This is a genomic window from Paraburkholderia fungorum (assembly GCF_003610895.1).
GTDB lineage: Bacteria > Pseudomonadota > Gammaproteobacteria > Burkholderiales > Burkholderiaceae > Paraburkholderia > Paraburkholderia fungorum_B.
The window spans coordinates 474,579-500,979 of sequence record NZ_MCAS01000012.1 but is presented as its reverse complement, the minus strand read 5'-3'; the positions used below and the strand labels follow the sequence as shown (position 1 = coordinate 500,979).

At 61.8% G+C, this 26,401-nt stretch carries 23 protein-coding genes; 15 read left to right on the top strand and 8 right to left on the bottom strand.

The window, feature by feature from the left end; genetic code table 11:
* The first annotated feature begins 27 nt into the window (after positions 1 to 27).
* From BCY88_RS14955 to BCY88_RS14945, 3 genes are all read left to right on the top strand, one after another.
* On the top strand, positions 28 to 1,617 hold the full coding sequence (locus BCY88_RS14955; protein WP_120344984.1) for a DUF3138 family protein: 1,590 nt from the start codon (positions 28 to 30) through the stop codon (positions 1,615 to 1,617).
* A 73-nt stretch (positions 1,618 to 1,690) separates the two neighbouring features.
* Positions 1,691 to 2,983, top strand: coding sequence for an NAD(P)/FAD-dependent oxidoreductase (locus tag BCY88_RS14950; RefSeq protein ID WP_120344983.1), 1,293 nt, complete (start codon positions 1,691 to 1,693; stop codon positions 2,981 to 2,983).
* Entirely contained in the window at positions 2,983 to 4,305 is a 1,323-nt protein-coding gene (locus BCY88_RS14945) for an NAD(P)/FAD-dependent oxidoreductase (protein WP_120344982.1), read from the top strand. The genes BCY88_RS14950 and BCY88_RS14945 overlap by 1 nt, the downstream gene beginning before the upstream one ends.
* 16 nt (positions 4,306 to 4,321) lie before the next feature.
* On the opposite strand, the gene BCY88_RS14940 is transcribed toward BCY88_RS14945, so the two are convergent.
* Entirely contained in the window at positions 4,322 to 5,203 is an 882-nt protein-coding gene (locus BCY88_RS14940; RefSeq protein WP_120344981.1) for a LysR family transcriptional regulator, read from the bottom strand.
* Positions 5,204 to 5,552: 349 nt separating this feature from the next.
* Here BCY88_RS14940 and BCY88_RS14935 point away from each other — a divergent pair, with 349 nt between their 5' ends.
* From BCY88_RS14935 to BCY88_RS14920, 4 genes are read left to right on the top strand one after another with little or no spacing between them, the layout of a single operon-like run.
* Positions 5,553 to 5,771 (top strand): DUF3311 domain-containing protein, encoded by a 219-nt coding sequence (locus BCY88_RS14935; RefSeq protein ID WP_120344980.1) that lies wholly within the window; start codon positions 5,553 to 5,555, stop codon positions 5,769 to 5,771.
* Positions 5,768 to 7,246, top strand: coding sequence for a sodium:solute symporter family protein (locus tag BCY88_RS14930; RefSeq protein WP_120344979.1), 1,479 nt, complete (start codon positions 5,768 to 5,770; stop codon positions 7,244 to 7,246). Before BCY88_RS14935 ends, BCY88_RS14930 begins: the two co-directional genes overlap by 4 nt.
* Before the next feature lie 5 nt (positions 7,247 to 7,251).
* Entirely contained in the window at positions 7,252 to 8,448 is a 1,197-nt protein-coding gene (locus BCY88_RS14925) for an amidohydrolase family protein (protein ID WP_120345034.1), read from the top strand.
* A 35-nt stretch (positions 8,449 to 8,483) separates the two neighbouring features.
* A complete protein-coding gene (locus tag BCY88_RS14920; protein WP_120344978.1) occupies positions 8,484 to 9,935 on the top strand; it encodes an amidohydrolase family protein in 1,452 nt (483 codons plus the stop codon).
* A 13-nt stretch (positions 9,936 to 9,948) separates the two neighbouring features.
* Here BCY88_RS14920 and BCY88_RS14915 read toward each other — a convergent pair whose 3' ends face one another.
* The 5 genes from BCY88_RS14915 to BCY88_RS14895 form a co-directional block, all read right to left on the bottom strand.
* Positions 9,949 to 10,785 carry a bifunctional allantoicase/(S)-ureidoglycine aminohydrolase gene (locus tag BCY88_RS14915; protein ID WP_120344977.1) on the bottom strand — a complete coding sequence of 279 codons (837 nt, stop codon included), beginning with the start codon at positions 10,783 to 10,785 and terminating at the stop codon, positions 9,949 to 9,951.
* Positions 10,786 to 10,863: 78 nt separating this feature from the next.
* Complete coding sequence (locus BCY88_RS14910; protein ID WP_120344976.1) at positions 10,864 to 12,081, bottom strand: amidohydrolase family protein; 1,218 nt, start codon at positions 12,079 to 12,081, stop codon at positions 10,864 to 10,866.
* Positions 12,082 to 12,267: 186 nt separating this feature from the next.
* On the bottom strand, positions 12,268 to 13,416 hold the full coding sequence (locus BCY88_RS14905) for a porin (RefSeq protein ID WP_120344975.1): 1,149 nt from the start codon (positions 13,414 to 13,416) through the stop codon (positions 12,268 to 12,270).
* A gap of 91 nt (positions 13,417 to 13,507) precedes the next feature.
* Positions 13,508 to 14,287 carry a transporter substrate-binding domain-containing protein gene (locus tag BCY88_RS14900; protein WP_120344974.1) on the bottom strand — a complete coding sequence of 260 codons (780 nt, stop codon included), beginning with the start codon at positions 14,285 to 14,287 and terminating at the stop codon, positions 13,508 to 13,510.
* A 52-nt stretch (positions 14,288 to 14,339) separates the two neighbouring features.
* The gene (locus BCY88_RS14895) at positions 14,340 to 15,503 is read right to left on the bottom strand and encodes an amidohydrolase (protein ID WP_120344973.1); all 1,164 of its coding nucleotides are present in this window, start codon (positions 15,501 to 15,503) and stop codon (positions 14,340 to 14,342) included.
* Between the two features lie 135 nt (positions 15,504 to 15,638).
* On the opposite strand from BCY88_RS14895, the gene BCY88_RS14890 reads away from it, so the two are divergent.
* The 4 genes from BCY88_RS14890 (at position 15,639) to BCY88_RS14875 (ending at position 19,568) form a co-directional block, all read left to right on the top strand.
* Positions 15,639 to 16,547 (top strand): LysR family transcriptional regulator, encoded by a 909-nt coding sequence (locus BCY88_RS14890; protein ID WP_120344972.1) that lies wholly within the window; start codon positions 15,639 to 15,641, stop codon positions 16,545 to 16,547.
* A 324-nt stretch (positions 16,548 to 16,871) separates the two neighbouring features.
* On the top strand, positions 16,872 to 17,597 hold the full coding sequence (locus BCY88_RS14885; RefSeq protein WP_120344971.1) for a DUF969 domain-containing protein: 726 nt from the start codon (positions 16,872 to 16,874) through the stop codon (positions 17,595 to 17,597).
* Positions 17,597 to 18,547 (top strand): DUF979 domain-containing protein, encoded by a 951-nt coding sequence (locus tag BCY88_RS14880; RefSeq protein ID WP_120345033.1) that lies wholly within the window; start codon positions 17,597 to 17,599, stop codon positions 18,545 to 18,547. The genes BCY88_RS14885 and BCY88_RS14880 overlap by 1 nt, the downstream gene beginning before the upstream one ends.
* Before the next feature lie 10 nt (positions 18,548 to 18,557).
* Positions 18,558 to 19,568: a DUF2891 domain-containing protein gene (locus tag BCY88_RS14875; protein ID WP_120344970.1), complete on the top strand. Its 1,011-nt coding sequence runs from the start codon at positions 18,558 to 18,560 to the stop codon at positions 19,566 to 19,568.
* Positions 19,569 to 19,638: 70 nt separating this feature from the next.
* Here the strand turns inward: BCY88_RS14875 and BCY88_RS14870 are convergent, their stop codons facing one another.
* On the bottom strand, positions 19,639 to 20,064 hold the full coding sequence (locus BCY88_RS14870; RefSeq protein WP_120345032.1) for a PRC-barrel domain-containing protein: 426 nt from the start codon (positions 20,062 to 20,064) through the stop codon (positions 19,639 to 19,641).
* 169 nt (positions 20,065 to 20,233) lie between these two features.
* Here BCY88_RS14870 and BCY88_RS14865 point away from each other — a divergent pair, with 169 nt between their 5' ends.
* From BCY88_RS14865 to BCY88_RS14850, 4 genes are all read left to right on the top strand, one after another.
* The gene (locus BCY88_RS14865; RefSeq protein ID WP_120344969.1) at positions 20,234 to 22,600 is read left to right on the top strand and encodes a DNA polymerase II; all 2,367 of its coding nucleotides are present in this window, start codon (positions 20,234 to 20,236) and stop codon (positions 22,598 to 22,600) included.
* A gap of 213 nt (positions 22,601 to 22,813) precedes the next feature.
* Positions 22,814 to 23,278, top strand: coding sequence for a cupin domain-containing protein (locus tag BCY88_RS14860; RefSeq protein ID WP_120344968.1), 465 nt, complete (start codon positions 22,814 to 22,816; stop codon positions 23,276 to 23,278).
* Between the two features lie 180 nt (positions 23,279 to 23,458).
* Positions 23,459 to 24,124, top strand: a complete 666-nt coding sequence (locus BCY88_RS14855; protein WP_120344967.1) for a glutathione S-transferase family protein — start codon at positions 23,459 to 23,461, stop codon at positions 24,122 to 24,124.
* Positions 24,125 to 24,300: 176 nt separating this feature from the next.
* Entirely contained in the window at positions 24,301 to 24,624 is a 324-nt protein-coding gene (locus BCY88_RS14850) for a VOC family protein (RefSeq protein WP_259461398.1), read from the top strand.
* Between the two features lie 316 nt (positions 24,625 to 24,940).
* On the opposite strand, the gene BCY88_RS14840 is transcribed toward BCY88_RS14850, so the two are convergent.
* Positions 24,941 to 26,392, bottom strand: coding sequence for a short-chain fatty acid transporter (locus tag BCY88_RS14840; RefSeq protein ID WP_120344964.1), 1,452 nt, complete (start codon positions 26,390 to 26,392; stop codon positions 24,941 to 24,943).
* Positions 26,393 to 26,401: the final 9 nt, after the last annotated feature.

Below are 26,401 nucleotides of genomic sequence, written 5' to 3'. Positions count from 1 at the left end.
GCAATACGACCAATAAGGAGAATTTGCATGAGAAAGAAGCTCATCTGTCTGTTGGTGGCGGGGAGTTTGCCTGGCATGGCCATGGCAGACGCCACCAGCGACCAGATCAAGGCGCTCCAGGCCCAGCTCAACGCGCTGCAAAAAGAGGTGAAGCAGTTGCGCTCCGAAGTGGCGAGCAAACCTAAAGCGGCGGCAGCGACGACAGCGGCCCCTGCCCCGGCGGTGGTCGCGGCGCCGGTCGACATCTCCTCGCCGGACTACGGCAAGTCTCAGGCGACGCTGACCAACGATCAGGTCGATTCGATGAAGCAGCAGATCGCCAACCAGCAGCTGAAGGTCGATTCGCTGGTGGACGCGCAGAATACCGGTCCGATCGCCGGTCTTTCGGTGACGGGTTACATCGATCCGACCTACCTGTTCAACCGCGCGGCAAGCAGCTCGTCGTTCCTGTTCGCCAACCACGAAAGCAGCTACAACTACTTCAACAGCACGTTCGGCGATCTGTACCTCGACATCAAGAAGACCTTCGGTGTCGGCCCGATGGCGCCGTCGGCCGAAATCACCCTGATGCCGAACCGTGGCAACGGCATCACGCTGCTGCAGAACGAGCACGGCAACATCGGCAACAACATTCTGAATACGGCAGTCGTGACCGTGCCTGTGACGGCCACCACGACTTTCGTAGCCGGTTTGATGCCGAGCTTCGGCGGCTATGAAGTGCAGCAGTCGAACCAGATGCTCACGCTCACGCACAACCTGCTGTATGACTTCTCCGATCCGGGCAGCTATGTCGGCGTCGGCGTGAACTACACGGGTGACGGCAGCAACTGGGCATGGAAGTTCATGCTGGGCAACGAGCAGTACCGTACCTATGGCTCGGTGGTGCAGACCGGCACCAACGCGTTTGGCGACCCGATCACCAGCAGCAACAAGATCCCGACGTTCACGGCCCGCGTCGACTACACGTGGTCGAGCGCGCTGGATATTGGCGGATCGTTCAACATCGGCCGTCAGACGCTGTCTGCCTCGTCACCGACCGACAAGAACGGCAACCCGATCCCGGTTCTGTACGGCGTAGGCGGCAACGCGCCGAACCCGTATGGCACGTTCTTCTTCGGCGAAGCGGATCTGGCTTACACGCAGGCTGACGTTCAGTACAACGCCGAAGTCGACTACGGTCAGCAGCAGAATGCCGCGTTCAACGGCGGCCAGGCGCAGTGGTACGGCCTCTCGCTGCTCGCGCACCGCAAGTTCTCGCTGCCGGTGGTGGGCCGCATGGGTGTGACGGCCCGCTATGACGTGCTGGTGGACAGCAAGAACGGCGGCGGCGGTGGCGGCATTGCGTTGAACTCGAACGGCATGGACACGGCGGACGGCTTCGGTATTGGCGCGGATTGCCTCGCCAATTCGAAGGCTGGCGGCGGCGTTGGCTTCGAGTGCAAGGGTGCGATCCACCAGGATGCGGCGCTCGACCTGCTGTTCTATCCGACCCAGCAGATTACTGTGAAGGTGGAATATCGTCACGACTGGGCCAACAAACAGGTGTTCCTGAAGAACGACGGTTCGTACGGCAAGTCCAACGACATCCTCGCGACACAGTTCATCTACTCGTTCTAACACGACCTGCCTCATCGCGTGGCCCGGCTCGATGGCGGGCCACGCGCCAGGGCCTCTTCTGCATGCTCTGCCTATGCTCCGATTCTCAAACCAGCCTCACGTCACCTCGTATTACGCAGCAACTGCGAATGACAGTACGCGCCATCCCACGCTCGACGAAACGCTCGATGTCGACGTCTGCGTGATCGGTGCGGGACTCACCGGCATCTCGGCGGCGTTGAATCTCGCCGAACGCGGTCACTCGGTCGCGGTGCTCGAAGCATCGAAGGTAGGATGGGCCGCGAGCGGCCGCAATGGCGGCCAGCTGATCGGCGGCTTTGCCTGCGATATCGATACATTCGCGAAGTTCATGCCCGCGGATGACGTGAAGCGTGTTTGGGACATGGGGCTTGAAACCCTCGATATCGTCAAGGAGCGCATCGCGAAGCATCAGATCGATTGCGACCTGACCATGGGTTACCTGACCGCGGCGAACAAGCCCCGAGATACGGATGCGCTGCAAAAATGGCGTGACGAGGCGCAACACCGCTTCGGTTACGACCGCTACAGCTATGTCGATGCCGACGGCGTCGGCGAGTATGTTCAATCGCAACGCTACCTTGGCGGCCTGTTCGATGCGGACAGCGGTCATCTGCACCCGCTGAACTACACGCTCGGGCTGGCGCGCGCGGCACGCGCCGCCGGTGTACAGATTTTCGAGGACAGCTGCGTCACCGCTTTGCGCAAGGAAAACGGCCGGCATGTGGCCGAAACCGCGCGCGGCAAGGTGAATGCGCAGTTCGTCGTGCTCGCCTGCAACACCTATCTCGGCCAGCTCGCGCCGGATGTCGCCAGCAAGATCATGCCGGTCGGCACCTATGTGATCGCCACTGAACCGCTCGACCCTGATCGTGCCGAAGCACTGATGCCGGCGAAAGCGGCCGTGTGCGACAGCCGCTTCGTGCTGGACTATTTCCGGCCGGCGCCCGACAACCGTCTGCTGTGGGGCGGCAAGGTCAGCTATTCGACGTTCGCGCCGCGCAACCTCGGCGAGGCGATGCGCCGCGATATGCTGAAGACTTTCCCGCAACTCGACGATGTCAAAATCGACTATGCGTGGGGTGGTTTCGTCGACATTACGATGAATCGCGCGCCACACTTCGGCAGGCTATCGCCTACTGTGTATTTCGCGCAGGGTTTCTCCGGTCACGGCGTGAACACTACCGGGCTCGCGGGAAAACTGATCGCCGAAGCAATCGACGGCCAGGCATCGCGCTTCGATCTGTTCGGCAAGATTCGCCACCACGACTTCCCGGGCGGCGCTACACTGCGTACCCCTGCCCTCGTGCTCGCGATGGCCTGGTATCGAATGAAGGACCTGCTCTGATGAATGCTCCGACTCCCGGCTTTAACACTCTCGACCACCGTGCCGACGCGCTGATCGCCAACTCGTACTACGAAGCAAGCGCCACGCGTCCGCTTGCCGACGATCCGATGCTCAGCGGCACTGTGGAAGCCGACGTCTGTGTGATCGGCGCGGGTTTCGCCGGTTTGTCGGTGGCACTGGAATGCCGGGCACGCGGTTTGTCGGTGGTCGTGCTCGATGCGCACCGTCCGGGTTGGGGTGCATCGGGCCGCAACGGCGGGCAGACGCTGGTGGGGTTCGCGAAAGACGAGATCATCGAGCGTCAGCTCGGTCTCGACGGTGCGCGCGCTGCATGGGCGATGTCGGTGGAAGGTGTCGCCTTGGTACGCGAGCGTATTGAGCGCTACGGTATCGATTGCGATTTCACCTCAGGCTATCTGACGGTCGCAACCAAACCGAAGCGCGTGCCGGATTTGCGTTCGTGGATGGAGTCGGCCTCGCAACGCTGGGGTTATACGAAGCTCTCGTGGCTCGATACCGATGAGGTGCGTTCACGCGTCGCGTCGCGACGCTATCTGGCGGGGGTCTACGATCCGTTCTCCGGCCATTTGCATCCGCTTAAATATTGCCTTGGACTCGCCGATGCAGCACGTCGTGAAGGTGCCCAATTGTTCGCGCATTCGCCGGCGATCGAAGTCGTGCGCGGCGCGCGGCCGGTTGTGCGCACAGCCAGCGGTGAGGTGCGCTGCCGCTTCGTCGCCGCGTGCGGCAACGCCACGATCGGCGGGGTGCTCCCCGCCCCGGTGGCCGCGCGCATCGCGCCGATCGCGTCGTATATCGTCGCCACGGAGCCACTCGGCAAAGAACGTGCGGACGCCCTGATCAAAGGCCGCGAGGCGATTTGCGACAACAACTTCTTCCTCGACTACTTCCGTCTGTCGGCGGATCATCGCGTGCTGTTCGGTGGGCGCGCGAGTTCGACCGGCGCGTCTCCCGTGCAACTCGGCGAGGAGATTCGCAAGCGCATGATCGACGTGTTCCCACAGTTGGACGATGTGCGAATCGACTATGCGTGGGGCGGTTTTGTCGACGTGACGCGAAATCGCGCGCCGGATTTCGGCTCCATCGACCCGAATTACTTCTACGTGCAGGGTTTTTCCGGCCACGGCGTGGCGTTGACCGGGATTGCCGGGCGCGTGATTGCGAAGGCCATGGCTGGTGAGACAGCGGCCTTCGATCTGTTCGCGCAGTTACGGCATGCGCGCTTTCCAGGCGGTCCGGCTCTGCGCGGGCCGGCGCTGGAACTCGGGATGATGTATCACCGGATACTTGAGTTGTTCTAGACGGCGCTTGAGTACTTCAGCGCCGCTGCGACCCCAACATACGTGCCAACGCGCGCGCGAGCTCCTTGACGGCGGCATCGGCGGTTGGGCGATGAAGCAGCGCGATATCCATGGATTCGATTGAAGGCAGCCCGCTTTTCGGCGTCAACACGACGTGATCCGCCGTCACCGCGCGCGCGGGCAGAAGACTGATGCCGAGACCGTCGGCAACCGCCGCCTGGATTCCGCTCAAACTGGAACTGATAAAGCTGAGCCGCCAGCGGCGTCCGAGCCCTTCAATCGCATTGGTCATGTCGTCACGATATAGCCCGCGCGGCGGAAACGCGACGAGGGGAATCGGGTCGAGCTGGATCGAAGGACTCTTCGCACTGTCGATCCACCGCAGTTGCTCCGGCCAGCACGCAACCGCTTCACGGCTGTTGCGCCGCTGCTTGACGAGGATCAGATCGAGGTCGCCACGATCGTAGCTATTGCTCAGGTCGCGGCTCAATCCACTAGTGACTTCCAGCTTGACCTGCGGATGCTTGCGGTTAAACGCGGCGAGCATATGGGTGGTCGGTCCGCCCACGAAATCTTCCGGCACGCCCAGCCGGACCGTCAACCCCACCGTCGCGCCCGACAGCGCCTCAATCATTTCATCGTTGAGAGCCAGCATTCGGCGTGCATAGGCGAGCAAGGTTTCGCCGGCATCGGTCGGACTCACGTCACGACTGCCTCGTTCGAGCAGCTTGTGTCCCGCCATGTCCTCGAGGCGCCGCACTTTCTGGCTCACGGTGGACTGCGTGGAATGAAGCCGCGCCGAGGCCGCGGTGAAAGTGCCGCAATCGGCCACCATGACAATGGCCTTCAGCAGATCCAGATCGAACAACGGTGTACGTGCTTTGGCGTTGTGTTTCATTGAATCATTTGATCTTTGAATACGGACGCTGACTTCTATCACGCATCAAGCAGGCTGGCAATCGCGCGCGGGCTCCGTAGACAACTCATCCCTGCCCTGCTCGAGTCAGCCCAATAGTATTCGATTTTCAACTGACAGGCATTTGAACATTTAATTTTTGAATGCAGGGCGAGATGGATAACATCCAGCGATGTCGATGCGTGGCCACTCAATAGCCGGCTGCGCCGCTTAAACATCAGACAAAAAAAGAACCTGATTGTGGGCGAAACACGGCTCGGCTTTACCGTGCCATGTTTCGCCCGCGGCAGAAGTTCTGACGAGACACGCAAGATACCTCAGGAGGAATTCCATGAAGCTTCGCTTTCTACTGGCGGCGCTGCCGTTCATCGGCATCTACTCGGGCGGCTCGCTCGCCGCCGCGAGGCCTCTCGTGTTCGGCCTGCCGTTCCTGCTCGTATGGAATCTGTTCTGGATGGCTGCCACGGCTGCCATCCTCGCCATCATCTATTGCCTCGACAATCGCGACGAAGCGGCGCGTGTGAGCGCGCACACGGGAGACGGACAATGAACGCCGCGCTCGTCATCATCGTCCTGTTTGCCCTCTTCGCGCTGGCAGTCGGTCTGTATGCACGCCGCGGCAAGACGCTCAGTCTGGAACAATGGGCCGTCGGGGGACGCGGCTTCGGCTCGCTGCTTACCTTCCTGCTGATGGCCGGTGAGGCTTTCTCGACCTTCTCGTTTCTCGGCGCAAGTGGCTGGACCTACAGCAAAGGGGTACCGGCGTTTTACATTCTGTCGTACGGCTGTCTGGCGTACATGTTCGGTTACTGGATGCTGCCGGCCATCTGGCGTTACGCGAAAGACCACGGCCTCGTGTCGTTCGCCGATTATTTCGCCTCGAAGTACAACAGCCGCGCCATCGGCGTTCTGGTATCGATCGTGGCAGTCTTCGCGATGGTGTCGCTGCTGATCATCCAGTTGCGCGGCCTGGGCATTATCGTCTCCGAAATGTCGTATGGCCTGATCTCGCAAGACACGGCCATCTGGATCAGCGCGACACTGATGGTCCTGTACATGAGCGTCTCGGGCATTCACGGTTCTGCCAGCATCGCGATCTTCAAGGACGTGCTGATCCTCGGGCTCGCGATTTTTCTCGGCACCTATTTGCCGCTACACTACTTCGGTGGTTTCGGCGAAATGTTCGCGCGTATCGACGCCGTGCATCCGGAACTGCTGCGCATGCCGGAGCGTGGCTTCAATCTGAGCTGGTACAACTCCACGCTGCTGCTGACATCGCTTGGCTATTATCTGTACCCGCACGGCTTCACGGCCGTCTACGTGGCGCGCGACGCGTCGGCGTTGCGCAAGAACACCATGCTGATGCCGATTTACCAGGTGTTGATCGCGTTCCTGTTCCTCGTCGGTTTCGCCGCGGTACTGACCGTGCACGGGCTCGAGGGCGCGCAAACGGATCTCGCACTGCTGCGCCTCGTCAAGCAGACGTTCCCCTCGTGGTTCGTCGGGATCGTCGGCGGTGCCGGTCTGCTTACCGCACTGGTACCCGGCTCGCTGATCATGCTCAATGCCTCGACGATGATCGCACGCAACATCTACCGCGAAGGCTTCGCACCGCAGGCAAGCGACCGGGAAGTCGCGCGTGTCGCGCGAATCGCGTTGCCGCTGTTCACGCTGGTGGTCGTTTATTTCGTACTGTATGGCGGTTCGAACTTCGTCGCCCTCGCGATCTTCTCGTCGAGCCTGCTGACGCAACTCGTACCCATGCTCGCATCGAGTTTCCTGAAGCGGCCGTTCGGTACGCGGGAAGCGGCATTCGGCGGCATTTTCGCGGGCGCCGTCGTGCTGGCGCTGGTGAACTGGCGCGGCATGACGCTGGCCTCCGTGTTCCCGGCCGCGCCCATCGCCTTCACTTCCATCAACACGGGCCTCGTCGCGTTGTTCGCCAATGCCATGGTGTTCATCGCGATCAGCGCCGCGCAGCGCGCGTTGCAGGCCCGTATTGCCACTTCCGTCGAATCGGCATGACCCATATGACACGCTCCCTGCTTCTCTCCAATGTCCGGCTGGCTGACGGCCAGGCGGTTTCCGTAGCCATCGCCGACGGTCACATCGCGGCGCTCGGCGCACACGTCGAAGCGCAACCTGGCGCGGTGGCCGAGGACGGTGGCGGCGCATTGCTGCTGCCAGGTTTCGTCGAAGGGCATACGCATCTCGACAAGTCCAACTGGGGCCAGGCGTGGTATCGCAACGAGGTCGGCCCCGCTTTAACCGACCGGATCAGCAATGAACGCGAATGGCGCAGAACGTCGGGACACGATGCCGCCGCCCAGTCGCTCGCGCTGGCGCGGGCTTTCGTGCAGGCAGGCACAACACGCCTGCGCACCCATGTCGACGTCGATACCGATGCGCGGCTGCGTTACATCGACGGCGTGCTCAGTACACGGCAAACATTGGGCGATGTGCTCGACATGCAAATCGTCGCGTTTCCCCAGTCAGGCATGCTGATCCGTCCCGGCACGGTCGAACTGCTCGGCAGCGCACTCGCGGCAGGCGCCGACGTACTCGGTGCGCTCGATCCCGCCCTGATCGACGGCGATCCCGTCGCGTCGCTGAACGCGACCTTTGAACTGGCGGAACGCCACCACAAGCCGATCGATATCCATCTGCACGAGCCTGGCGAAGTCGGCGCATTCACACTGAAACTGCTGCTCGATCGCGTCGAGGCGATGGGCATGCAGGGCCAGGTAGTGGTCAGCCACGCGTTCTGTCTCGGCGCGTTGCCGGAACGCGAACGCGACGCGCTGCTCGAGCGGCTCGCCCATCTGCGCGTGGCGCTTCTGACCAGCGCCCCGCCATCCCGTCCGGTTCCGCCGCTCAAGCTTTGCAAGGACAAAGGCATCACCATTTTCGGCGGCAACGACGGCATTCGCGACACCTGGTCGCCGTATGGCGTACCGGACATGCTCGAACGCGCGATGCTGATCGGCATGCGCTACGACTTGCGGCGCGACGACGCCATCGCGATGGCATTCGACTGCGTGAGCCATGCTGCCGCTCGAGGTTGCGGCTTCAGCGACTACGGCCTGCACGTCGGCGCACGCGCGGATCTCGTGCTGGTCGATGCGCAATCCGTTGCGCACGCCGTGGTTAGCCGGCCCAAACGCCGCCTGGTGGTGGCGAACGGACGCATCGTCGCGCGTAACGGCGAACTGGTCGATGCTCTGTAACGGCGCACGAGCAAGCTCACACGAAGAACTCGCACATGAACGATAAGCAAAAGGTCGACATACTGATCGAACACGGCTGCGTGATCACACTCGATCCCGCACGCCGGGTCATCGAGGACGGCGCGGTGGTAATCAAGGGCGATCGTATTGTCGCCGTCGGCGAGACCCGCGCGCTTGTTCAGCAATACCAGGCAGATCGCGTGATCGACGCACGCCGCAAGGCGGTGCTGCCGGGTCTGATCGACGCCCATGCCCACGCCGGGCACGCGATGCTCAGAACGATTGGCGGGGCGAACGGCGATGCGTGGTCGGCCGCGTGCGAGGCGATCTATACGTGCGCATCGGACGAAACGTTCTGGGAAATGGAATCGCATCTTGCGGCACTGGAGCGTCTCAAGGCAGGTGTGACGACAGGCGTATCGCTGCTCGGCGGCGGGGACTCGATCATGCGCGTCGACGACCCCGTCTACGCGCGGCGCCATTGTGACGCGGTGGTCAGAACGGGCACGCGCTCGATCGTCGCGGTGGGTCCGTCGCGGCCGCCCGAGCCACGCGCCTACACCCGGCACGGCGCGAACGGCAGCGTGACGCGCGAGATCGATTTCGAGCAAATGTACGAGGTGTGCAAGGACATTATCGACGCATGCCATGGCGACGCCAACGGCCGCATCCAGATTGCGCTGACGCTGCCGGTCTATGCGCCGCAGCACTATCCCGGGCACGCGGCGCATGAGCAGGTTTTCCGGCGTCAAGCCGGGCGCTACGCCGAGCTGGCCCGCGAACGCGGTCTAAGCCTGACACAGGACGGCCATCGCACCGGCACGCTGGATTTCGCGCGTCGGGAACTTGGACTGCTGAACGCAAAGTCGTTCATGTCGCACGCCATCGATCTGAACGCCGCAGACATCGCTGCATGCGTGGAAACAGGCGCCTCGATCGTGCATAACCCAAGCGCGATCATGTCGATTATCGGCCGCTGCCCTGTGCCGGAACTGATCGATGCAGGTGTGACGGTGGCGATCGGCTCGGATGGCGCGGCGCCCGACCGCGGTTACGACATGTTCCGTCACATGTGGCAATGCATGCATTACCACCGCCGTCATTTCCGCGACCCGGACGTGCTGCCGCACGGCAAGGTGCTCGAAATGGTCACGATCGACGCCGCCAAGGCGTTGTCGCTCGACCACGAGCTCGGTTCGCTCGAAGCGGGCAAGCTGGCCGACATCATTCTGGTCGACCTGTACAAGCCGCACCTCATGCCGATGAATATGCCCGTCCATCGCGTCACCTGCTTCGCGAATGCCGGCGACGTGTGCATGACGATGGTCGGCGGCAAGATCCTGATGGAGAACTACCGGGTGCTATCGGTCGATGAAGGCGACATTCTCGAACGCGTAACGGTGGCTGCAGATCGTGCGTTCGATCGCGCAGGACTGCGCCATCTGCTGGACACGCCACCAACGCTGTGGCGGCGCAGTCATTATTGAAGCCTGAGCGGTTCTATCGCGGTGCGTTGAGCGTCAGCTTCATATGCCGGTTGACGTCTTTGTACAGGAGGTAGCGGAAACGGTCTGGTCCGCCGGCATAGCAGGCCTGCGGGCAAAAAGCACGCAGCCACATGAAGTCACCGGCCTCGACTTCGACCCAGTCCTGGTTCAACCGGTAAACCGCTTTGCCCTCCAGTACATACAGGCCGTGTTCCATCACGTGGGTCTCGGCGAACGGAATCACGCCGCCAGGCTGGAACGTGACGATGTTGACGTGCATATCGTGGCGCATGTCGCTCATGTCGACGAAGCGCGTCGTCACCCAGCGGCCCTCGGTACCGGGCATTGGGATCGGTTCGATATCCTGCTCGTTCGTCACGAAGGCCTCCGGCAGCGGCAGGCCATCAACGCGCTCATAGTGCTTGCGAATCCAGTGGAAACGGGCCGTGTCGCCGCTGCGATTGCGCAACGACCAGTCCGTGCCGGGTGGAATGAATGCGTAGCCACCGGGCTTCAGAACATGCGCGGCGCCGTGCAGCGTGACTTCAATTTCGCCCTCGACAACAAACAGCACGCCTTCGGCCTTCTCGTCCTGTTCGGGGCGCTCGCTGCCACCACCGGCGCCGACTTCCATGATGTACTGCGCAAACGTCTCGGCAAATCCGGACAGCGGGCGCGCCAGTACCCACAGGCGGGTCTTCTCCCAGAACGGAAGATGACTGGTGACGATGTCGCGCATCACGCCTTTGGGAATGACCGCATACGCTTCGGTAAACATCGCGCGGTCTGTCAGCAATTCGGTCTGGGCGGGATGGCCGCCGTGAGGTGCATAGTAAGTGCTCCGTGACATTCGCCACTCTCCTTGATGGTTCACGTTGATGTTCCGGCGTCGGCCAGCCATGCATCGGCTTCCTGCCGGACGATGGTTTCAGCCGGCAACGCCTTGTCGCGGCGTCGTGACCTTGAACTGCAAACGGGACACATCGCCCCAGAATTGCCCGCTTCGGACAATGGCCCGATCGGCCGGTACCGCAGCGACGGCGGCAGCGGCGTTCGGTGCTTTCACCACGACAAATGTGGCCTCATGACCGACCTTCAGTCCGTAGCCACTTTTCTCCAGCACAGCAGCGCCCGCTTCCGTCGCCATGTGCAACACCACGCGCAGTTCTTCGTCGGTATAGAAGCCCGAGCGGTAACCGACCAGCATGGCCCGTTGCAGCATGTCGCCGTTGCCATACGGCCACCACGCGTCCTGGATGTTGTCGTTACCCGTGAACACACGCACACCTGCTGCGCGCAGTTGCAGAATCGGCGGGAACGCACGATCGCCCGGCGCATTCGTCATGATCGATACACCCGCTTCCGCCAGCGCGGCGGCGACCCGGTCGACCACCTCGGGTGCGACGTCGCCGAGGCCGTAGGCATGACTCACCGAGACCCGGCCGTTCAACCCCAATGCCCGGGTGCGCGCGGCAATGCGGTGCAGTTGATCGATGCCTTGCTGCGCCGGCTCATGGAGATGAATATCGACTTTCACGCCGCGCTTTTCCGCAATGCCGAAGACGATATCGAGCTGACCTTCCGCGTCGCCGTCGAGCGTTGTCGGATCGATACCGCCCACAACTTGCGCGCCTTCACGGGCCGCGGCATCGAGAATCTCCGCCGTGCCGGGACACGACACGACGCCCGCCTGCGGGAACGCGACCAGTTCGATATCCACGACGCCGCGCCATTTCTCGCGCGCGTCCATGACGGCATGCAGGTTGGTCAGCCCCGTCGTCGCGTCGACGTCGACGTGGCTGCGCATCGCAATGGTGCCGAACGAGGCGGCCTGGCGGATCAACGCATCGGCGCGCTCGACGATAGGCGCGGCGCTCGCCAGTTCCTGCTTTTCGATAGCGAGACGCTCACGCAGGCTCGCGACATGGCGATGAGGACGCCAGCGGTCGCCCACGAAGCTTTTATCGAGGTGAATATGTCCATCGACGAATCCCGGCAACACCACATGTCCTTCCAGATCGACGATCTCCGCACCGCCGGTCTGAGGGCGCGCCGGACCGATGCCGGCAAAACGGCCCTCACGTACGGCGAGGTTGAGCGGATTGCCGTCGGCATCTACGGCATTGACGAATACGCGGTCGAACATGGTTCTGCCTCTGCAAATCAGGACTCGAGGACTCCTCCAGCGCGCCCTGATCGGATAACGTTCGTCGCGCTGCAATGGCCCTGTGTGGAATAGGTCACTGCACCATATCGGACAACGGCAGTATCGACAAATTAAATGTTGCGATAACCCGTATTCATTTTCCAAATAGATCTGAATCCGCGCCCGTTAGAAGAAGTGCCGCAACCCGATTCCAACTACCGACTGAACGTCGCCTGACGCAGGCGAAAGCGTATTGATCTGCGCGTGCGCGAACGGTGACCCGTCGCCGGTGACGCGTTGATAAACGCCTTGTGCATAGATGCTGGTGCGATGCGACAGCGCATATTCGGCCACCAGGCCGAACTGGTTCCAGTGTGGTGCGCTCCCGTTCACCTTGGCCGCCGTGTACGTGTATGCGCCCTCGACGCTGAAGACGGGCGTGAAATGATAGACCGCATTGATCTCCACATTGTCGAAGCTCATCGAACTCGCGCCGTTGAAACCTGGACTCTGGTACTCGCTGGTGGGTTCCGATAGCGTCGTGCGCGTGAGGTTGGCGTGCAACTCCGCACGTTGGAACGCATAGCCCATACCGATGCCATAGATACGCTGCCCGTTCGAGGTGAAATTGGCATCGGCAACATCCACCGCGCCCAGGGTGCCGGGGCCGTCGTCGCCAGGATGATCGAGCTGTTCGTAGACAAGCGCGGCACTGAAAGGCCCCGCCCGGTAGCGTGCGGCCGCTTCCCACACGCGGTTGTCGGCGAAACCCGAGCCGCTGCCCGAAGTCGACGCGGCCTTGTTGCTGAACGCGTAGGTCGCGCCAACATCAAAGCCGGCAACGCTGATGCTTTCATATCGCACCGCGTTGTTCAACAGAAAGGAGTCCCACAGATTGTCGTTGTCGAACGGATGCGCGAAGAACGTTCCGCCCCAGCTGCCGACCGCGGAGAAATCGCCGAGATAAGCAATCATCGAATCGGACTGGCGACCGAGTTTGAGTGTGCCGAGGCGGTCATTCGCGAGGCCGAGCCATGCGTAGTCGCCGAACATCCGCCCGCTCGGCCACGACGTGCCGTTATTGGCGGAAAACGTGGTGGACAGCATGAACAGCGCCTTGTTGCCGCCGCCGAGATCCTCGGTGCCGCGCAGGCCCCATTTCGTTGGCGCGGTGGTGCCGCTGACCATCTGGATCGCGCGCGAGCCGCCCTGGTTCGGGCTATAGACCACGCCCTGGTCAATGATGCCAAATAGCGTGATGCTATTGTCGTTGCTTGCATGTGCGCCGAGCGCGACCGCGCTCAGCACGCAGCCCAATAGTGCGTGTCGTTTCATGTTGTGGTTCAGCGGATGGAGGTCGAACGGAATGCCACGCGCGGGGGCCTGTCCCGCGCGCCGGCAGTAGCGCACCCGAAAGGTACGGCGCTTACTTCGTGGTGGCCCCTGCGTCCAGGTACTTGTGCGTCAGGCGGTCTATCGTGCCGTTCTGTTTGAGTTGGGCGATCGCTGCGTCGAGCATCTGTAGCGTGTGTGCGTCGGTCTTACGCACGCCTATCACGCTGCTCGCCGAGAGCAACGCCGGATCGACGATCTGCGCGCCGGCCAACTCGAAGTTCTTGCCCTCAGGCTTGGCGAGAAAGCCCAGTTGGGCGGCGGCGCCGACCACCAGCGTACCGTCGAGCCGGCCGTTCAGAAGATCGGCGTAGACGCTGTTCTGATCCTGATACTCGACGATCGACACGCCGTGCGCAGCCCAGTTCTGCTTCGCAAATGCCGCCTGCGTCGAACCTTGCAGCACGCCGATACGCTTACCGGCGAGCGACGCCGCGGTGGGCTGCAAATGAGCGGCCTTCGCGGCGACGAGACGAATGTCAGCGGGATACAGCGGCGTCGTGAAATCCATCACCGCGCGTCGCGAGGCCGTGGCGGCAAGCGACGCATTGATCGCATCGAACTTGCGCGATTGCAGCCCGGCGATCAACCCGTCGAAGCTCCCCTCCACCCATTCGCATTTCACATGCGCGGCGGCGCACAAGCTGTTGCCGATTTCGATGTCGAGCCCAACGAGCTGTCCGCTCGGCAGTTTGTATTCGTACGGCGGATAAGTCGGATCGGTGCCGAAGCGCAAGGTCTCGGCCTGCGCGGACTGTGCCACGACGAGAGCAAGGGCGGCGGCTGCGAGTGCCGGCAGCAAACGCTGCTTCATAGGTATCTCCTGACTGGATTGATTGGCTGTATTTCTGATGCGAAAAGACGGGCTACGCGTCGAGACGCGCGAGCGCCAGCGTCACGAAGAAACGCACACCCAGCGGCAGCACCGCGTCGTTGAAATCGAACTCGGGGTGATGGCAGTAGACGCCGCCCTGGCCGAGCAGCACGTACGCGCCGGGGCGACGCAGCAGGAATTCGGAGAAGTCTTCGGAGCCGTTGAGCGGTGGGAAATCGCGCAGTACGTTCTGCGCGCCGAACACGTCGGCCGCTGCTGCTGCCGCTGCTTCGGCCTGCTCGCGATGGTTGATCGTCGCGGGCGAGCTGCCGTAGAACGTCACCGCGATTTCGCATTCTGTCGCGAGCGCGACGCCCGCGCAGATGGACTCAATGCGCGTCTTCATCCGTTCGCGCACGCTTTCGTCGAACGTGCGTACGGTGCCCGTCATCCGCGCATGCGAAGGAATCACGTTCGACGTGGTGCCCGCCTGAATGCTGCCGATGCTGAGCACGGCGGCCGAAGCGGGATCGATCGCACGGCTCACCACCGTCTGCAGCGCGCAGATGAGTTGCGCCGAAGCCGCAATCGGGTCGCGGGTCTTTTCAGGCGACGAGCCATGACCGCCGATGCCGGTCACGTCGATCCGCATCTCGTCGCACGACGCCAGCATGGCGCCGTCACGCACGCCGAAGGTGCCCGGCGCAAAATGCGGCGCGTTGTGCATGCCGTAGATTTCGTCGTATGGAAAGCGGGTTTCGAGCCCGTCGGCAAGCATGGCCAATGCGCCACCGCCGGTTTCCTCGGCCGGTTGGAAGATCAGCACGAGTGTCCCCGCGAAGTCGCGATGACGGCTAAAGTGGCGCGCCGTGCCGAGCAGCATCGCGGTGTGGCCGTCGTGCCCGCAACCGTGAAATACCCCTTGCCGCAACGAGCGGTGCAACGGGCGGCCCTCTTCTTCCATCGGCAGCGCGTCCATGTCGGCGCGCAACGCGATGCTGCGCCCGCTGCCCTGCGCCGTACGCGTGCCACGAATGACACCGACCACGCCCGTCTTGCCCACGCCCGTGCATGTTTCGATGTCCCAGGCACGCAATTTCGCGGCGACGAGTTCGCTTGTGCGCGTCTCGTCGAACGCTGTCTCCGGATTGGCGTGAATGTCTCGCCGCAATGCAACGAGTTCGTCGATGTCCGCATCGATGACGTTCAGTCCCACTTTCCCTCCTTGTCTTGAGTACTCCCGGCCGCGCGCCTCCTGGGCAGCAGCGGAGTGGCTATACTAGCCAGCTCCGCGACTGGTCAATTTCCAGTTTTTTATGTACATAGCCAACGCTTATGGGCCGCGGAAATCATGAAAACCACTCAACTACGCACCCTTGTGGCGATTGCCGAGCACGGCACGCTGATGGCCGCCGCCGAGGCGCTGTGCCTGTCGCAACCTGCCGTCACCAAAAGCATCAAGGAGCTGGAGGCGCGCCTCGGCGTCCAGTTGCTGTTGCGCAGCGGCTCGGGCATTCGCCTGACACCGTATGGCGAAGCGCTGCTCAGGCGCGCGCGAACGGTCGTAACGGAGATCGCGCGCGCGGAGCAGGAACTGGAGGAGATGAAGTCGTCGGTTGGGCGCACGCTCGAGATCGGCGTGTCGCTGCTCGCCGCGTCGATCGTCGTACCGGAGGCGATTCACGCGTTCCGTGCACGGTTTCCCGATGTGCAGCTCGACGTGCACGAGTACCAGACCATGCGGCTCATCGACGGCCTGCGCGACGGTTCGTTCGACATGTGCATCGGTTTTACCGGTGAAGGGGATCCGAGCAACGAGTTTCGCGTGACCTCGCTCGGCAAGGTATCGCAATCGCTGGCGGTCAAACGAGGCGATCCGCTGGCGGGTGAGACCAGGCTTGCGCGTTTGCGCGAAGCGCACTGGCTCTACAACTACACGCGCAAGAGCGTGCCCGCATTCTGGACTGCGCTGAGCGCGCGCACGGGCGACACCGCCGGGACGATTCCCCCGCCCTCACGCATCACGGTCTGCACCGCGCGGCGGCTCTATGCAGAGCTCGCCAGCGAAGCGGGTGTGGTGAGCGTCTGGCCGGACTTCCAGTTGAACGAGGAAATCGAACGCGGCGCGCTGGAGCGTGTGGCGCTCGATATCGCGCTACCGCGTCTCGCGCTCAGCCTGATTCATCGCAAGGATGACGTGCTGGGCGATGCGGCGGAATATTTCATCGATTGCCTCAGGCACAACGCGCTGCCGGATTGAATGCGCAGCACGGCGCGAAACGGAACACGTCCACGCCGCGCCGTGCCGGAGCACCACAGGCAGCCTGCTTGAACGCAGCGCCCTAACAACAGCGTCCCACCCCGCAAACTCACCGGCCGATGCGCCTGCCGCCCTGGCGTTTACCCGAAAAGCGCATTTTGTTGACTATTTATCGATAAATTATCGTGTTAGATTTCGTCGCCTGCATGCCATTGCAACCAGGCGCAACCTGCCATTTCGCAGGCGCAACCGGTCTTCGCCTGGCATTTGGGGCAGCGCGCACAGCGATAAAACAACGACATAGCAGCGATACAGGAGAGCAGCATGTGGGTTTTGATTGGCGTGCCGATCGTCGTACTCGGCTTCGCATTGCGCTTCAACGCACTACTGGTGGTGACGATCGCGGGAATCGCCACCGGCATCGCCGGGGGCTTGCAACCGGTCGAGATCGTCAGCGCATTCGGCAAGGCATTCGCCGATAACCGCTACATGGGCTTGATCTGGCTCACGTTGCCCGTGATCGCGCTGCTCGAACGCAACGGCCTGAAAGAACAGGCCAAGCACCTGATTTCGCGCCTGCACGCCGCCACCACCGGCCGCGTGCTGATGCTCTATTTCGTGATCCGCCAGCTCACGGCCGCGCTTGGACTGACCTCGCTCGGCGGCCATGCGCAGATGGTGCGCCCGCTGATCGCGCCGATGGCCGAAGCGGCCGCCGCGAACCGCTACGGCGAATTGCCTGATGCGGTGCGTCAGCAGATTCGCGCGAATGCGTCGGCAGTCGACAACATTGCCGTGTTCTTCGGCGAGGACATTTTCATTGCGATCCAGTCGATCCTGCTGATCAAAGGCTTTCTCGAACAGAACGGCATCATCGTCGAACCGTTGCACGTTTCCGTGTGGGCGATTCCCACGGCCGTGGCGGCACTCGTGATTCACGTCGTGCGCCTGATGCTGCTCGACCGTAATCTCTCGCACAAGATGAACAAGCTTGGCATGGCACAGGTGGCCCAGGCGGCACAGGGACAGAAACGAGGTATCGCACCATGATGATCAAGCTCGAATCCCTCTACGTGCTGGCCGGTTTGATGTTTGCCGCGTTCGCGCTCTTCAATCTGCAGGACCGCTCGAATCCGCGCCGCGTCGTCAACTTTCTGTTCTGGGGCATCTACTCGATCACTTTCATGTTCGGCGGAGAACTGCCGCATTTCGTGACCGGCTGCCTCGCCATTGCACTCGCCCTGATCGCCGGTTCCGGCAAGCTCGGCAAAGGCAAGACAGATAGCAATAGCGAAGCGGCCGCCACGCGCCGCGAAGCCAACGCACAGCGTTTCGGCAATAAGCTTTTCATTCCGGCATTGCTGATTCCGGTCATCACCTTGCTCGGCACCTTGACGCTGAAGTACGTACCGTTCGTTGAACCAAAGAACGTCACACTGATTTCGCTGGTGCTGGGCACGCTGGTCGCGTTCGGCGCCGCGCTGTTCATGTTGCGCGACTCACCAGTGCACGCGCTGAAAGACGCGCGGCACACCATGGATACGGTGGGTTGGGCCGCCATTCTGCCGCAGATGCTGGCCGCCCTCGGCGCGCTGTTCGCGGTTGCCGGTGTGGGTCACGTGGTGTCGGATCTCGTGAAAACCTGGATTCCGGTCGACTCCGCTTTCGCGGTGGTCGCGGCCTATACATTCGGCATGGCGATCTTCACGATGATCATGGGTAATGCGTTCGCCGCTTTCCCGGTGATGACGGCCGGCATCGGCCTGCCATTGATCGTGCATCAATTCCACGGCAACCCGGCCATTCTCGGCGCGATCGGCATGCTGTGCGGCTTCTGCGGCACTTTGATGACTCCAATGGCCGCCAACTTCAATATCGTGCCGGCCGCGCTGCTTGAACTGAAAGACCAGAATGGCGTAATCAAGGCGCAGTGGCCAACTGCTTTACTATTGCTGATCGTCAACACCATACTGTTGTATTTATTTGTTTTCCGCTTTTGAGGAGGCGCCGATGACTGTTCAACTCACGCCCGAATTCGCGTCTAAATTCGCCAATCTCGCACTCGCCCATCTCACGCGCGAGTATCCGAACAAGCTGACCCATTCGCTTGCCGGCCCACAAGACGTGCAAGGGCCGCGCGCGCTGCATCCGATTTTTTACGGCAGCTACGATTGGCATTCGTGCGTGCATGGTTACTGGTTGATCCTGCATCTGCTCGATCGTTTTCCCGATCTGCCCGAGGCATCGCGCATCGTGGCGGTGGTCGACGAGCATTTCACCGAGGCGAATGTAGCCGGCGAGCTCGCCTATCTCGACCTGCCGCACAACCGCGGTTTCGAACGTCCGTATGGATGGGCATGGCTGCTTGCGTTGAGCGCGCAACTCCATACGCTGAAGCTATCGGAAGCCGCGCGCTGGTCCAGGGTTTTTGCGCCGCTGACCGCGGCTTTTGTCGAACGCTTCGAGGAATTTCTGCCGAAAGCGACCTACCCGTTGCGGGTCGGCACGCACTTCAACATGGCGTTCGCGCTTGCGCTCACGCTCGATTTCGCGCGCCAGACGTCGCACGAATCGCTCGAGGCGCTGCTGGTGAATACGGCAGAGCGCTGGTTTCTGAACGACGTTGCATGTCAGGCCTGGGAGCCCGCCGGCGACGAATTCCTGTCGCCTTCGCTGATGGAAGCGGAACTGATGCGGCGCATCTTGCCGCCCGCGCAATTCAGCGAATGGTTCCGGCGCTTTCTGCCCGATCTCGGCGCGAAGAAGCCGGCCACGCTGTTCGAACCCGTCACCGTGACCGACCGCACCGACGGCAAGATTGCCCACCTGGATGGCCTGAACCTGAGCCGCGCATGGTGCCAGCGTTCGCTAGCGCGCGCGCTGCCGGCGGGCGACGTGCGCCGGACCATATTGTTCGATTCGGCCGAGCGTCATCTTCAGAGCGCCCTGCCGCACGTAGCCGGCGACTACATGGGTGAACATTGGCTGGGCACGTTCGCCACGCTCGCGCTGGAAGCGTAAGCGGCGCACTGCGGGCCGCCTGTCGCGGCCCAGCCGGCGAACTCGCCGGCTCCGTGCGGGGTTTCGTGCCTTACTGGCCAGTCAGCTTTTTAGGCTTCGGCGGCGACTGAACCTTGTTGTACTGGAACGCGGGCGTTGCCTTCAAGGCGTCCTTGGTCGCGCCGGCCAGATAGAAATTCCCCGACCGAATATCCAACGCGGCGATAGGCACCGCTACGTCATGCGACGCCACGCCCAGAAATCCGCCGGCCGAGACAATGGCGGCGGACAGCGAGCCATCAGGCGCAACCACCAGATCGCGGATCGTACCGATCTTTTCGTTCTGGTCGTTGTACACGCCCTTGCCGAGAATGCTCTTCTTCACACTCCAGCCGCTCAGCAGCGCATTCGATTGCTCGACCGTGACGCTCAGGGGCTGCGTGCCGGCTACTTGCGCCTGCGCGCCAAAGCTGGTTGCAGCTACCGCGACCACAATAACAAGCTTGCTCAACCTCATATTGTTCACTCCGTTTTTGATGGACTTGACGGCGCATGGCCCGCGCCAAAGGAATCGCTGCAAAACGATCATACAGACTACGCGGCGCGTCTGCATTCAGCGTGCCACGGCGGCAAGCGCATGACGGTAAAATCGAGCCAGGCGATGACGCCCGTTTAGAGGTGGCAGTTTGACTGAGCTTGAACAGGGTTTCATTCTGACCCGACACTGGCGGGATACGCCCGCCGGCACGGAAGTGGATTTCTGGCTGGCAACAGACGGCGGGCCCCGTCATATCCGTCTGCGGCCGCAGCCTTCCGTGGCTTTCATTCCGGCCGCGCACCGCGAGCGCGCCGAAACGATCCTGCGCCGCGAGGCGCCGCTCGATCTGCGCCCGCTCGATCTATGCGATTTCCAGCATCGCCCCGTGATGGGGCTTTACTGTGCGCAATACCGTCAGTTGACGGGCTTCGAGAAGCGCCTGAAACAAGGCGGTGTCGACGTCTACGAGGCCGATATTTTCCCGCCCGAGCGCTACATGATGGAGCGGTTCATCACCGCGCCGGTATGGTTCGGCGGCGATGCACAGCATGACGGCCCACGGTTGAACAGTGAACTGAAGCCGGCTACGGACTACCGTCCGTCATTGAAGCTGGTGTCGCTCGATATCGAAACCAGCGCGCACGCCGAGCTCTATTCGATCGCGCTCGAAGGCTGCGGACAGCGTCAGGTCTATATGCTCGGACCGCCGAATGGCGAGGCCGGCGCTGTCGACTTCGACCTCGAATACTGCGAAACGCGCGCACAGTTGCTCGAAAAATTGAACACGTGGCTGGAACGGCACGATCCCGACGCGATCATCGGCTGGAATCTCGTGCAGTTCGATTTACGCGTGCTGCAGCAGCACGCTGAACAATATCGCGTACCGCTACGGCTCGGCCGCGGTGGTGCGGTGATGGAATGGCGCGAACACGGCCATAAACAGAATCATTTCTTCGCCGGCGCCGCGGGCAGACTGATCATCGACGGTATCGAAGCGTTGCGTTCCGCAACGTGGAGCTTCCCTTCGTTCAGCCTCGAATATGTGGCGCGTTCCGTGCTGGGCGAAGGCAAGGCGATCGACAATCCCTATCAACGCATGGACGAAATCCAGCGCCGCTTCGACGAAGACAAGCCCGCCCTCGCCCGCTACAACCTGAAAGATTGCGAGCTGGTCACGCGCATCTTTGCGAAGACCGAGTTGCTGTCGTTTCTGCTGGAGCGCGCCACCGTCACCGGCCTGCCCGCGGACCGCAGCGGCGGCTCGGTCGCGGCGTTCACGCATCTGTATATGCCGCGAATGCATCGGCAAGGCTATGTCGCGCCCAATCTCGGCGACGTGGCCGGCGCCGCGAGCCCGGGTGGCTTCGTGATGGATTCACGGCCCGGCCTCTACGATTCCGTGCTGGTGCTCGACTACAAGAGCCTGTACCCGTCGATCATCCGCACGTTTCTGATCGACCCGGTGGGGCTCGTGGAAGGCATGCTGAATCCGGCCGACGATCAATCGGTGCCGGGCTTTCTCGGCGCACGTTTCTCGCGCACGCGCCATTGTCTGCCGGCGATCGTCGGCCAGGTGTGGCAAGGGCGCGAAGCCGCCAAACGCGAGCACAACGGGCCGCTTTCGCAGGCGTTGAAAATCATCATGAACGCGTTCTACGGCGTGCTTGGTTCCACGGGCTGCCGGTTTTTCGATCCGCGTCTCGCCTCGTCGATCACCATGCGCGGCCATGAAATCATGCACGCCACGCGCGAGTTGATCGAGGCACAAGGCTATGAAGTCATTTACGGCGACACGGATTCGACTTTCGTGTGGCTGAAGCACGCGCATAGCGAAGAAGAAGCGAGCCGTATTGGCCGCGCGCTTGTCGAGCATATCAACACGCGGTGGCAGCAGAATCTGCAGACGCGTTTCGGCCTCGAGAGCGCGCTCGAATTGCAATTTGAGCGGCACTACAAGCGCTTTTTCATGCCGACGATTCGCGGTGCCGAGGAAGGCAGCAAGAAACGCTACGCAGGACTCACTGTTTTGCCGGACGGCAGCGAAAACATCGTCTACAAAGGGCTCGAAACGGTGCGGACCGACTGGACGCCACTCGCCCAGCAGTTCCAGCAGGAACTCTATGGGCGCATATTCAGGCAACAGCCGTATCAGGACTATGTGCGCGACTACGTGCGCGATACGCTGGCGGGGAAAATGGACGATCAACTCGTGTACCGCAAGCGGTTGCGCCGCTCGCTCGGCGAGTACGAACGCAACGTGCCCCCGCACGTGCGAGCGGCACGCGTGGCCGACGAATTCAACCGGCAACAGGGGCGTCCACTGCAATACCAGAACGGCGGCTGGATCAGCTATGTGATGACCACCGCCGGACCGGAACCGCTCGAAACGCTGCGCTCGGCAATCGACTACGAACACTACCTGACACGGCAGTTGCAACCCGTTGCGGATGCGATCCTGCCGCTCCTGCGCGATGACTTTACGACCTTGATGTCGGGGCAAAGACAGTTGTTCTGAACCGATCTACTTCGGCATCTTCTTCAATTCCAGCCCCGTCGTACGAGCGCCCATCAACCCGATTGGCAGCAGCGCGGCCTGCCCTGACCGGGCGGGTACTCAGGTGTTGCCCTGGTTATGAGTTGCCTTCCCGATGGTGCGACAATCGAATGAGCGCAAGCCATGCATTGACACTGCCCACCGATGGTCCGCTCAATCTGAAAGGATAAGAACATGCGTCGATACATCTATCTCGCGGCATTGCCTGCCGCCTTCGTTGCCGGCATGTTTGCATCCCATCTGGGCACACTGGCGCACGCCCAGGCGTCAGACGTACCGCTAACAGCGCAGATCGTCGACGTGGCAGCCTTGACCGATGCCGATCTCGGCCCACAGATTCCGAACATGGGCAGCTTGCGCTCGAAAGGCCTTGTGGTCACACCGAGCGGGACCATCGCCGTGCAGACCGGTAACGTACCCAAGCATACGCATCGGGATTCTGACGAAATCCAGTATGTGGTGTCGGGAAGCGGCACTTTCTGGCTAGGTAACGAACAGCGCCAGATTCACGCCGGCGACCTGATCATTATCCCGAAGGGCACGGTCCATGCGGGGTCCGAGCCGACCAGCGGCGAATTCAAGGTCATTTCCATCAAGCTGCCGCCGCAAGCGCCAGGCGACATGCAGATGGTTCCATGACGTGCCGTTGATATCCGGCGTGCCCTGATCGACGCCGGACAGGTACCGCTGGTTTACCCAACCCTTGAGAAGAAATTCGTTCAGCGATGTCGATTTAACCTTATCTCGAACGTCTGGTAGGTGAGCGCCGGATTTGCGTATCCGGCACCCAACCAGACATCCAGCCAAGGAGAAATCACCGTGCCCTCTCCACTTACCCCCGTTATCACCGTCTTTGAACGGTCGCCCGATCGCGGCCGGGGACTCGCGCGTGACATGCGTGTTCGCTGGGCGCTTGAAGAAGTGGGCCAGGCTTACGAGGTCCGCCTTGTTTCTTTCAGTGCGATGAAGGAACCCGCGCATCGGGCGCTTCATCCTTTTGGGCAGATTCCGACCTATGAAGAAGGCACGCTTGCCCTGTTCGAATCGGGGGCGATCGTGTTCCATATCGCGGAGCGCCATGCAGGCCTGCTACCTGACGATGCGAATGCCAGGGCACGTGCGATCACATGGATGTTTGCCGCGCTCAACACGGTTGAACCGCCGATCCTCGATCTCCAGACCACCAGATTCCTGGAGCGCGACAGGACATGGTATGAAGAGCGCCTGCCCCTCGTCGAGAATCGCATCCGCGGCCGGCTGGGCGAGCTTGCCGATCGCCTTGGCAACGCGGACTGGCTCGATGGTGCGTTCAGTGTGGGCGACCTGGTGATGGTTACGGTGCTGCTCAGGTTGAGAGCATCGGGTCTCCTCGACGAATATCCGAACCTCTCCGCCTACGTCGCCCGCGGCGAGGCACGGCCCGCGTACAAGCGCGCTTTCGCCGCTCAATTGGCGGTTTTCACGGGCCAGCCTGCGACCAGCTGATAAAGGTCGGCTCTGCGCGTTCGACCGTTTGCGGACATCCCACGCGCGGAGGACAATGCCCATGCGAATCTCTTCCGAGGCTGCGCAACATGGCTAAATTTCAACCTGATGGATGGCATACCGTTACGCCCCGAATCGTCGTACGGGATCCGGAAAACCTGATCGCATTCATCAAAATGGTGTTTCAGGCACAGGGCGAATTCCGTCGCGGGCGGCCTGCCGAAATCATGATCGGCGATTCCATCGTGATGGTTAGCGGCGAAGACGGCCTTCGCGATCCGATGCCGGCGTTTCTGTATGTCTATGTTGAGGACGCCGATTCGACCTATCGGCGAGCCATTGCCGCAAATGCGATCTCGCTCGAGGTTCCGGCCGACACGCCATACGGCGACAGGCGCGCGATGGTGAGAGATGCGTGGGGCAACACCTGGCAAATTGCTACACATCAGCGCGATTTCCCGGATGCAGAGATCCGTTCAAGCTTGGCCAACGACGGATAGGCCGAGATCTGGGGAGCAGGAGCAAGTTGGGTGCTTCGTTTCCAGAGCGCGTTGTCAACCGTCAGGGCTTCGTTCGAGTGCCGGGTTGTAGCCGGCCCATGCCTGACACGGCACGCATTCTCCCGAATCCACTCAGCGAGAAGGATGCGTTTTCCGTTGGCCATACCGTCGTCGAGATACAGCGTGCCAAAACGCGCCCAGTCGCGCGCCGAGGCGAGCGACATCGCCAGATCAACGTCCGTCTGCTCGTTACCTGTCAGGACGACGAGCAGACCAAACTGACAACCTGCTGCACCGGGCTCGCGCCACAGACGGATCAAGGCATGACGGGGGGATGGAAGGTCAGCGTCCCTGCAAGAATCCACAGCATGAAGATCACGAGCGGAAGATGCACGATGAACTGGGTAAACGTGAAGCCCACCACGTCACGCGCCCGCAATCCGAGCACGCCGAGCAACGGCAGCATCCAGAAAGGGTTGATCAGATTCGGCAACGCCTCCGCCGCGTTGTAGACGGTTACCGCCCAGCCCAGATGAACCTGCAGTTCCCTGGCTGCCGCGATCACGTACGGTGCTTCAATGATCCATTTCCCGCCACCCGACGGCACGAAGAATCCAAGGACGGCGGAGTAGATGCCCATCAGCGCCGGAAACGACGCGTGCGACGACACTGTGACGAAGAAATGAGAAAGATGATCGGCCAACGGTAGTCCCGCCGGCGCGGAGGCTTTCGTTAGCATGTACGCAATGCCCCCATAGAGAGGAAACTGGATCAACACACCAGCCACAGACGGCACCGATTTCGCCACGGCGTTCAGGAAGCGGCGGGGGCGCCAGTTCAACAGCATCCCGGCCAACAGGAACACGAAGTTGTAGGTATTGAGATTCGAAATGGCCAGCACCGGATTTTTAGTGCTGAATTCGTGCCAGGCCCAAACTGAACCGAGTGCAACGATCAGGATTGTGATTAGGGGACTGTGCTCGAGCCAGTCACCGGGACGTGCAGGCGCTGCTACTTCAAGTTCCGCCTCGTTCAGCGAGACACCCAGGTACTGCGCGGTTTTGGCGCGTTCCGCGCCGGGCGCCGAGTGATACGCGATCAAAAGCGATACGACAGTCAGAACGGCGACTAACAGTAACGATTGGGGAAGGAAAATTGTCTCGGAGAACGGAATGACACCAGTGATCGCCAGCAGCGCTTTCGGCAAACTGTCCGGATTCGCCTGCAATTGCGATGCCGACGAACTCAATCCCAGCGCCCAGGTCGCGCCCATGCCGAGATAGGCGGCGGCACCTGCCGCTCGGTAGTCCATACGGAGTCCGGTGCGACGAGCGAGCGCACGAACCAGCAGGCCGCTGAAGATCAGGCTGATCGCCCAGTTGAAAAGCGACGCCGAAATGCTGACCAGCGCGACGAATGCCACCGCAGACTTGCCGTTCGACGGCAAGCGGGCAAGCCATGCGATCAATTTCGCGGCAGGCGGAGATACCGCGACAACGTAGCCTGAAATGGCCACGATCGCCATCTGCATCGTAAAGGGAATCAGGCTCCAGAATCCGTCTCCGAAGGCAACGCCCACACGTTGTGCAGGCGCGCCCGTCGCCAGAGCGCCGACAGCGACGACGACAACCGCGATCGCCGCGAATATGTAGGCGTCGGGAAACCACTTTTCCGACCAACGGGTCACGGCTGCCGCCATACGCTCGAGACCGACTGCATCGTCGGCTGTCGAGGCGGCCAGGTCTTGCTGACGGTTCAATTCCTTCATCATGGTCTC

Coding starts and splice junctions, on each gene's coding strand:
- BCY88_RS14955 (WP_120344984.1), top strand. CDS start 28: ATGAGAAAGAAGCTCATCTGTCTGTTGGTGGCGGGGAGTTTGCCTGGC.
- BCY88_RS14950 (WP_120344983.1), top strand. CDS start 1,691: ATGCTCCGATTCTCAAACCAGCCTCACGTCACCTCGTATTACGCAGCA.
- BCY88_RS14945 (WP_120344982.1), top strand. CDS start 2,983: ATGAATGCTCCGACTCCCGGCTTTAACACTCTCGACCACCGTGCCGAC.
- BCY88_RS14940 (WP_120344981.1), bottom strand. CDS start 5,203: ATGAAACACAACGCCAAAGCACGTACACCGTTGTTCGATCTGGATCTG.
- BCY88_RS14935 (WP_120344980.1), top strand. CDS start 5,553: ATGAAGCTTCGCTTTCTACTGGCGGCGCTGCCGTTCATCGGCATCTAC.
- BCY88_RS14930 (WP_120344979.1), top strand. CDS start 5,768: ATGAACGCCGCGCTCGTCATCATCGTCCTGTTTGCCCTCTTCGCGCTG.
- BCY88_RS14925 (WP_120345034.1), top strand. CDS start 7,252: ATGACACGCTCCCTGCTTCTCTCCAATGTCCGGCTGGCTGACGGCCAG.
- BCY88_RS14920 (WP_120344978.1), top strand. CDS start 8,484: ATGAACGATAAGCAAAAGGTCGACATACTGATCGAACACGGCTGCGTG.
- BCY88_RS14915 (WP_120344977.1), bottom strand. CDS start 10,785: ATGTCACGGAGCACTTACTATGCACCTCACGGCGGCCATCCCGCCCAG.
- BCY88_RS14910 (WP_120344976.1), bottom strand. CDS start 12,081: ATGTTCGACCGCGTATTCGTCAATGCCGTAGATGCCGACGGCAATCCG.
- BCY88_RS14905 (WP_120344975.1), bottom strand. CDS start 13,416: ATGAAACGACACGCACTATTGGGCTGCGTGCTGAGCGCGGTCGCGCTC.
- BCY88_RS14900 (WP_120344974.1), bottom strand. CDS start 14,287: ATGAAGCAGCGTTTGCTGCCGGCACTCGCAGCCGCCGCCCTTGCTCTC.
- BCY88_RS14890 (WP_120344972.1), top strand. CDS start 15,639: ATGAAAACCACTCAACTACGCACCCTTGTGGCGATTGCCGAGCACGGC.
- BCY88_RS14885 (WP_120344971.1), top strand. CDS start 16,872: ATGTGGGTTTTGATTGGCGTGCCGATCGTCGTACTCGGCTTCGCATTG.
- BCY88_RS14880 (WP_120345033.1), top strand. CDS start 17,597: ATGATCAAGCTCGAATCCCTCTACGTGCTGGCCGGTTTGATGTTTGCC.
- BCY88_RS14875 (WP_120344970.1), top strand. CDS start 18,558: ATGACTGTTCAACTCACGCCCGAATTCGCGTCTAAATTCGCCAATCTC.
- BCY88_RS14870 (WP_120345032.1), bottom strand. CDS start 20,064: ATGAGGTTGAGCAAGCTTGTTATTGTGGTCGCGGTAGCTGCAACCAGC.
- BCY88_RS14860 (WP_120344968.1), top strand. CDS start 22,814: ATGCGTCGATACATCTATCTCGCGGCATTGCCTGCCGCCTTCGTTGCC.
- BCY88_RS14850 (WP_259461398.1), top strand. CDS start 24,301: ATGGTGTTTCAGGCACAGGGCGAATTCCGTCGCGGGCGGCCTGCCGAA.
- BCY88_RS14840 (WP_120344964.1), bottom strand. CDS start 26,392: ATGAAGGAATTGAACCGTCAGCAAGACCTGGCCGCCTCGACAGCCGAC.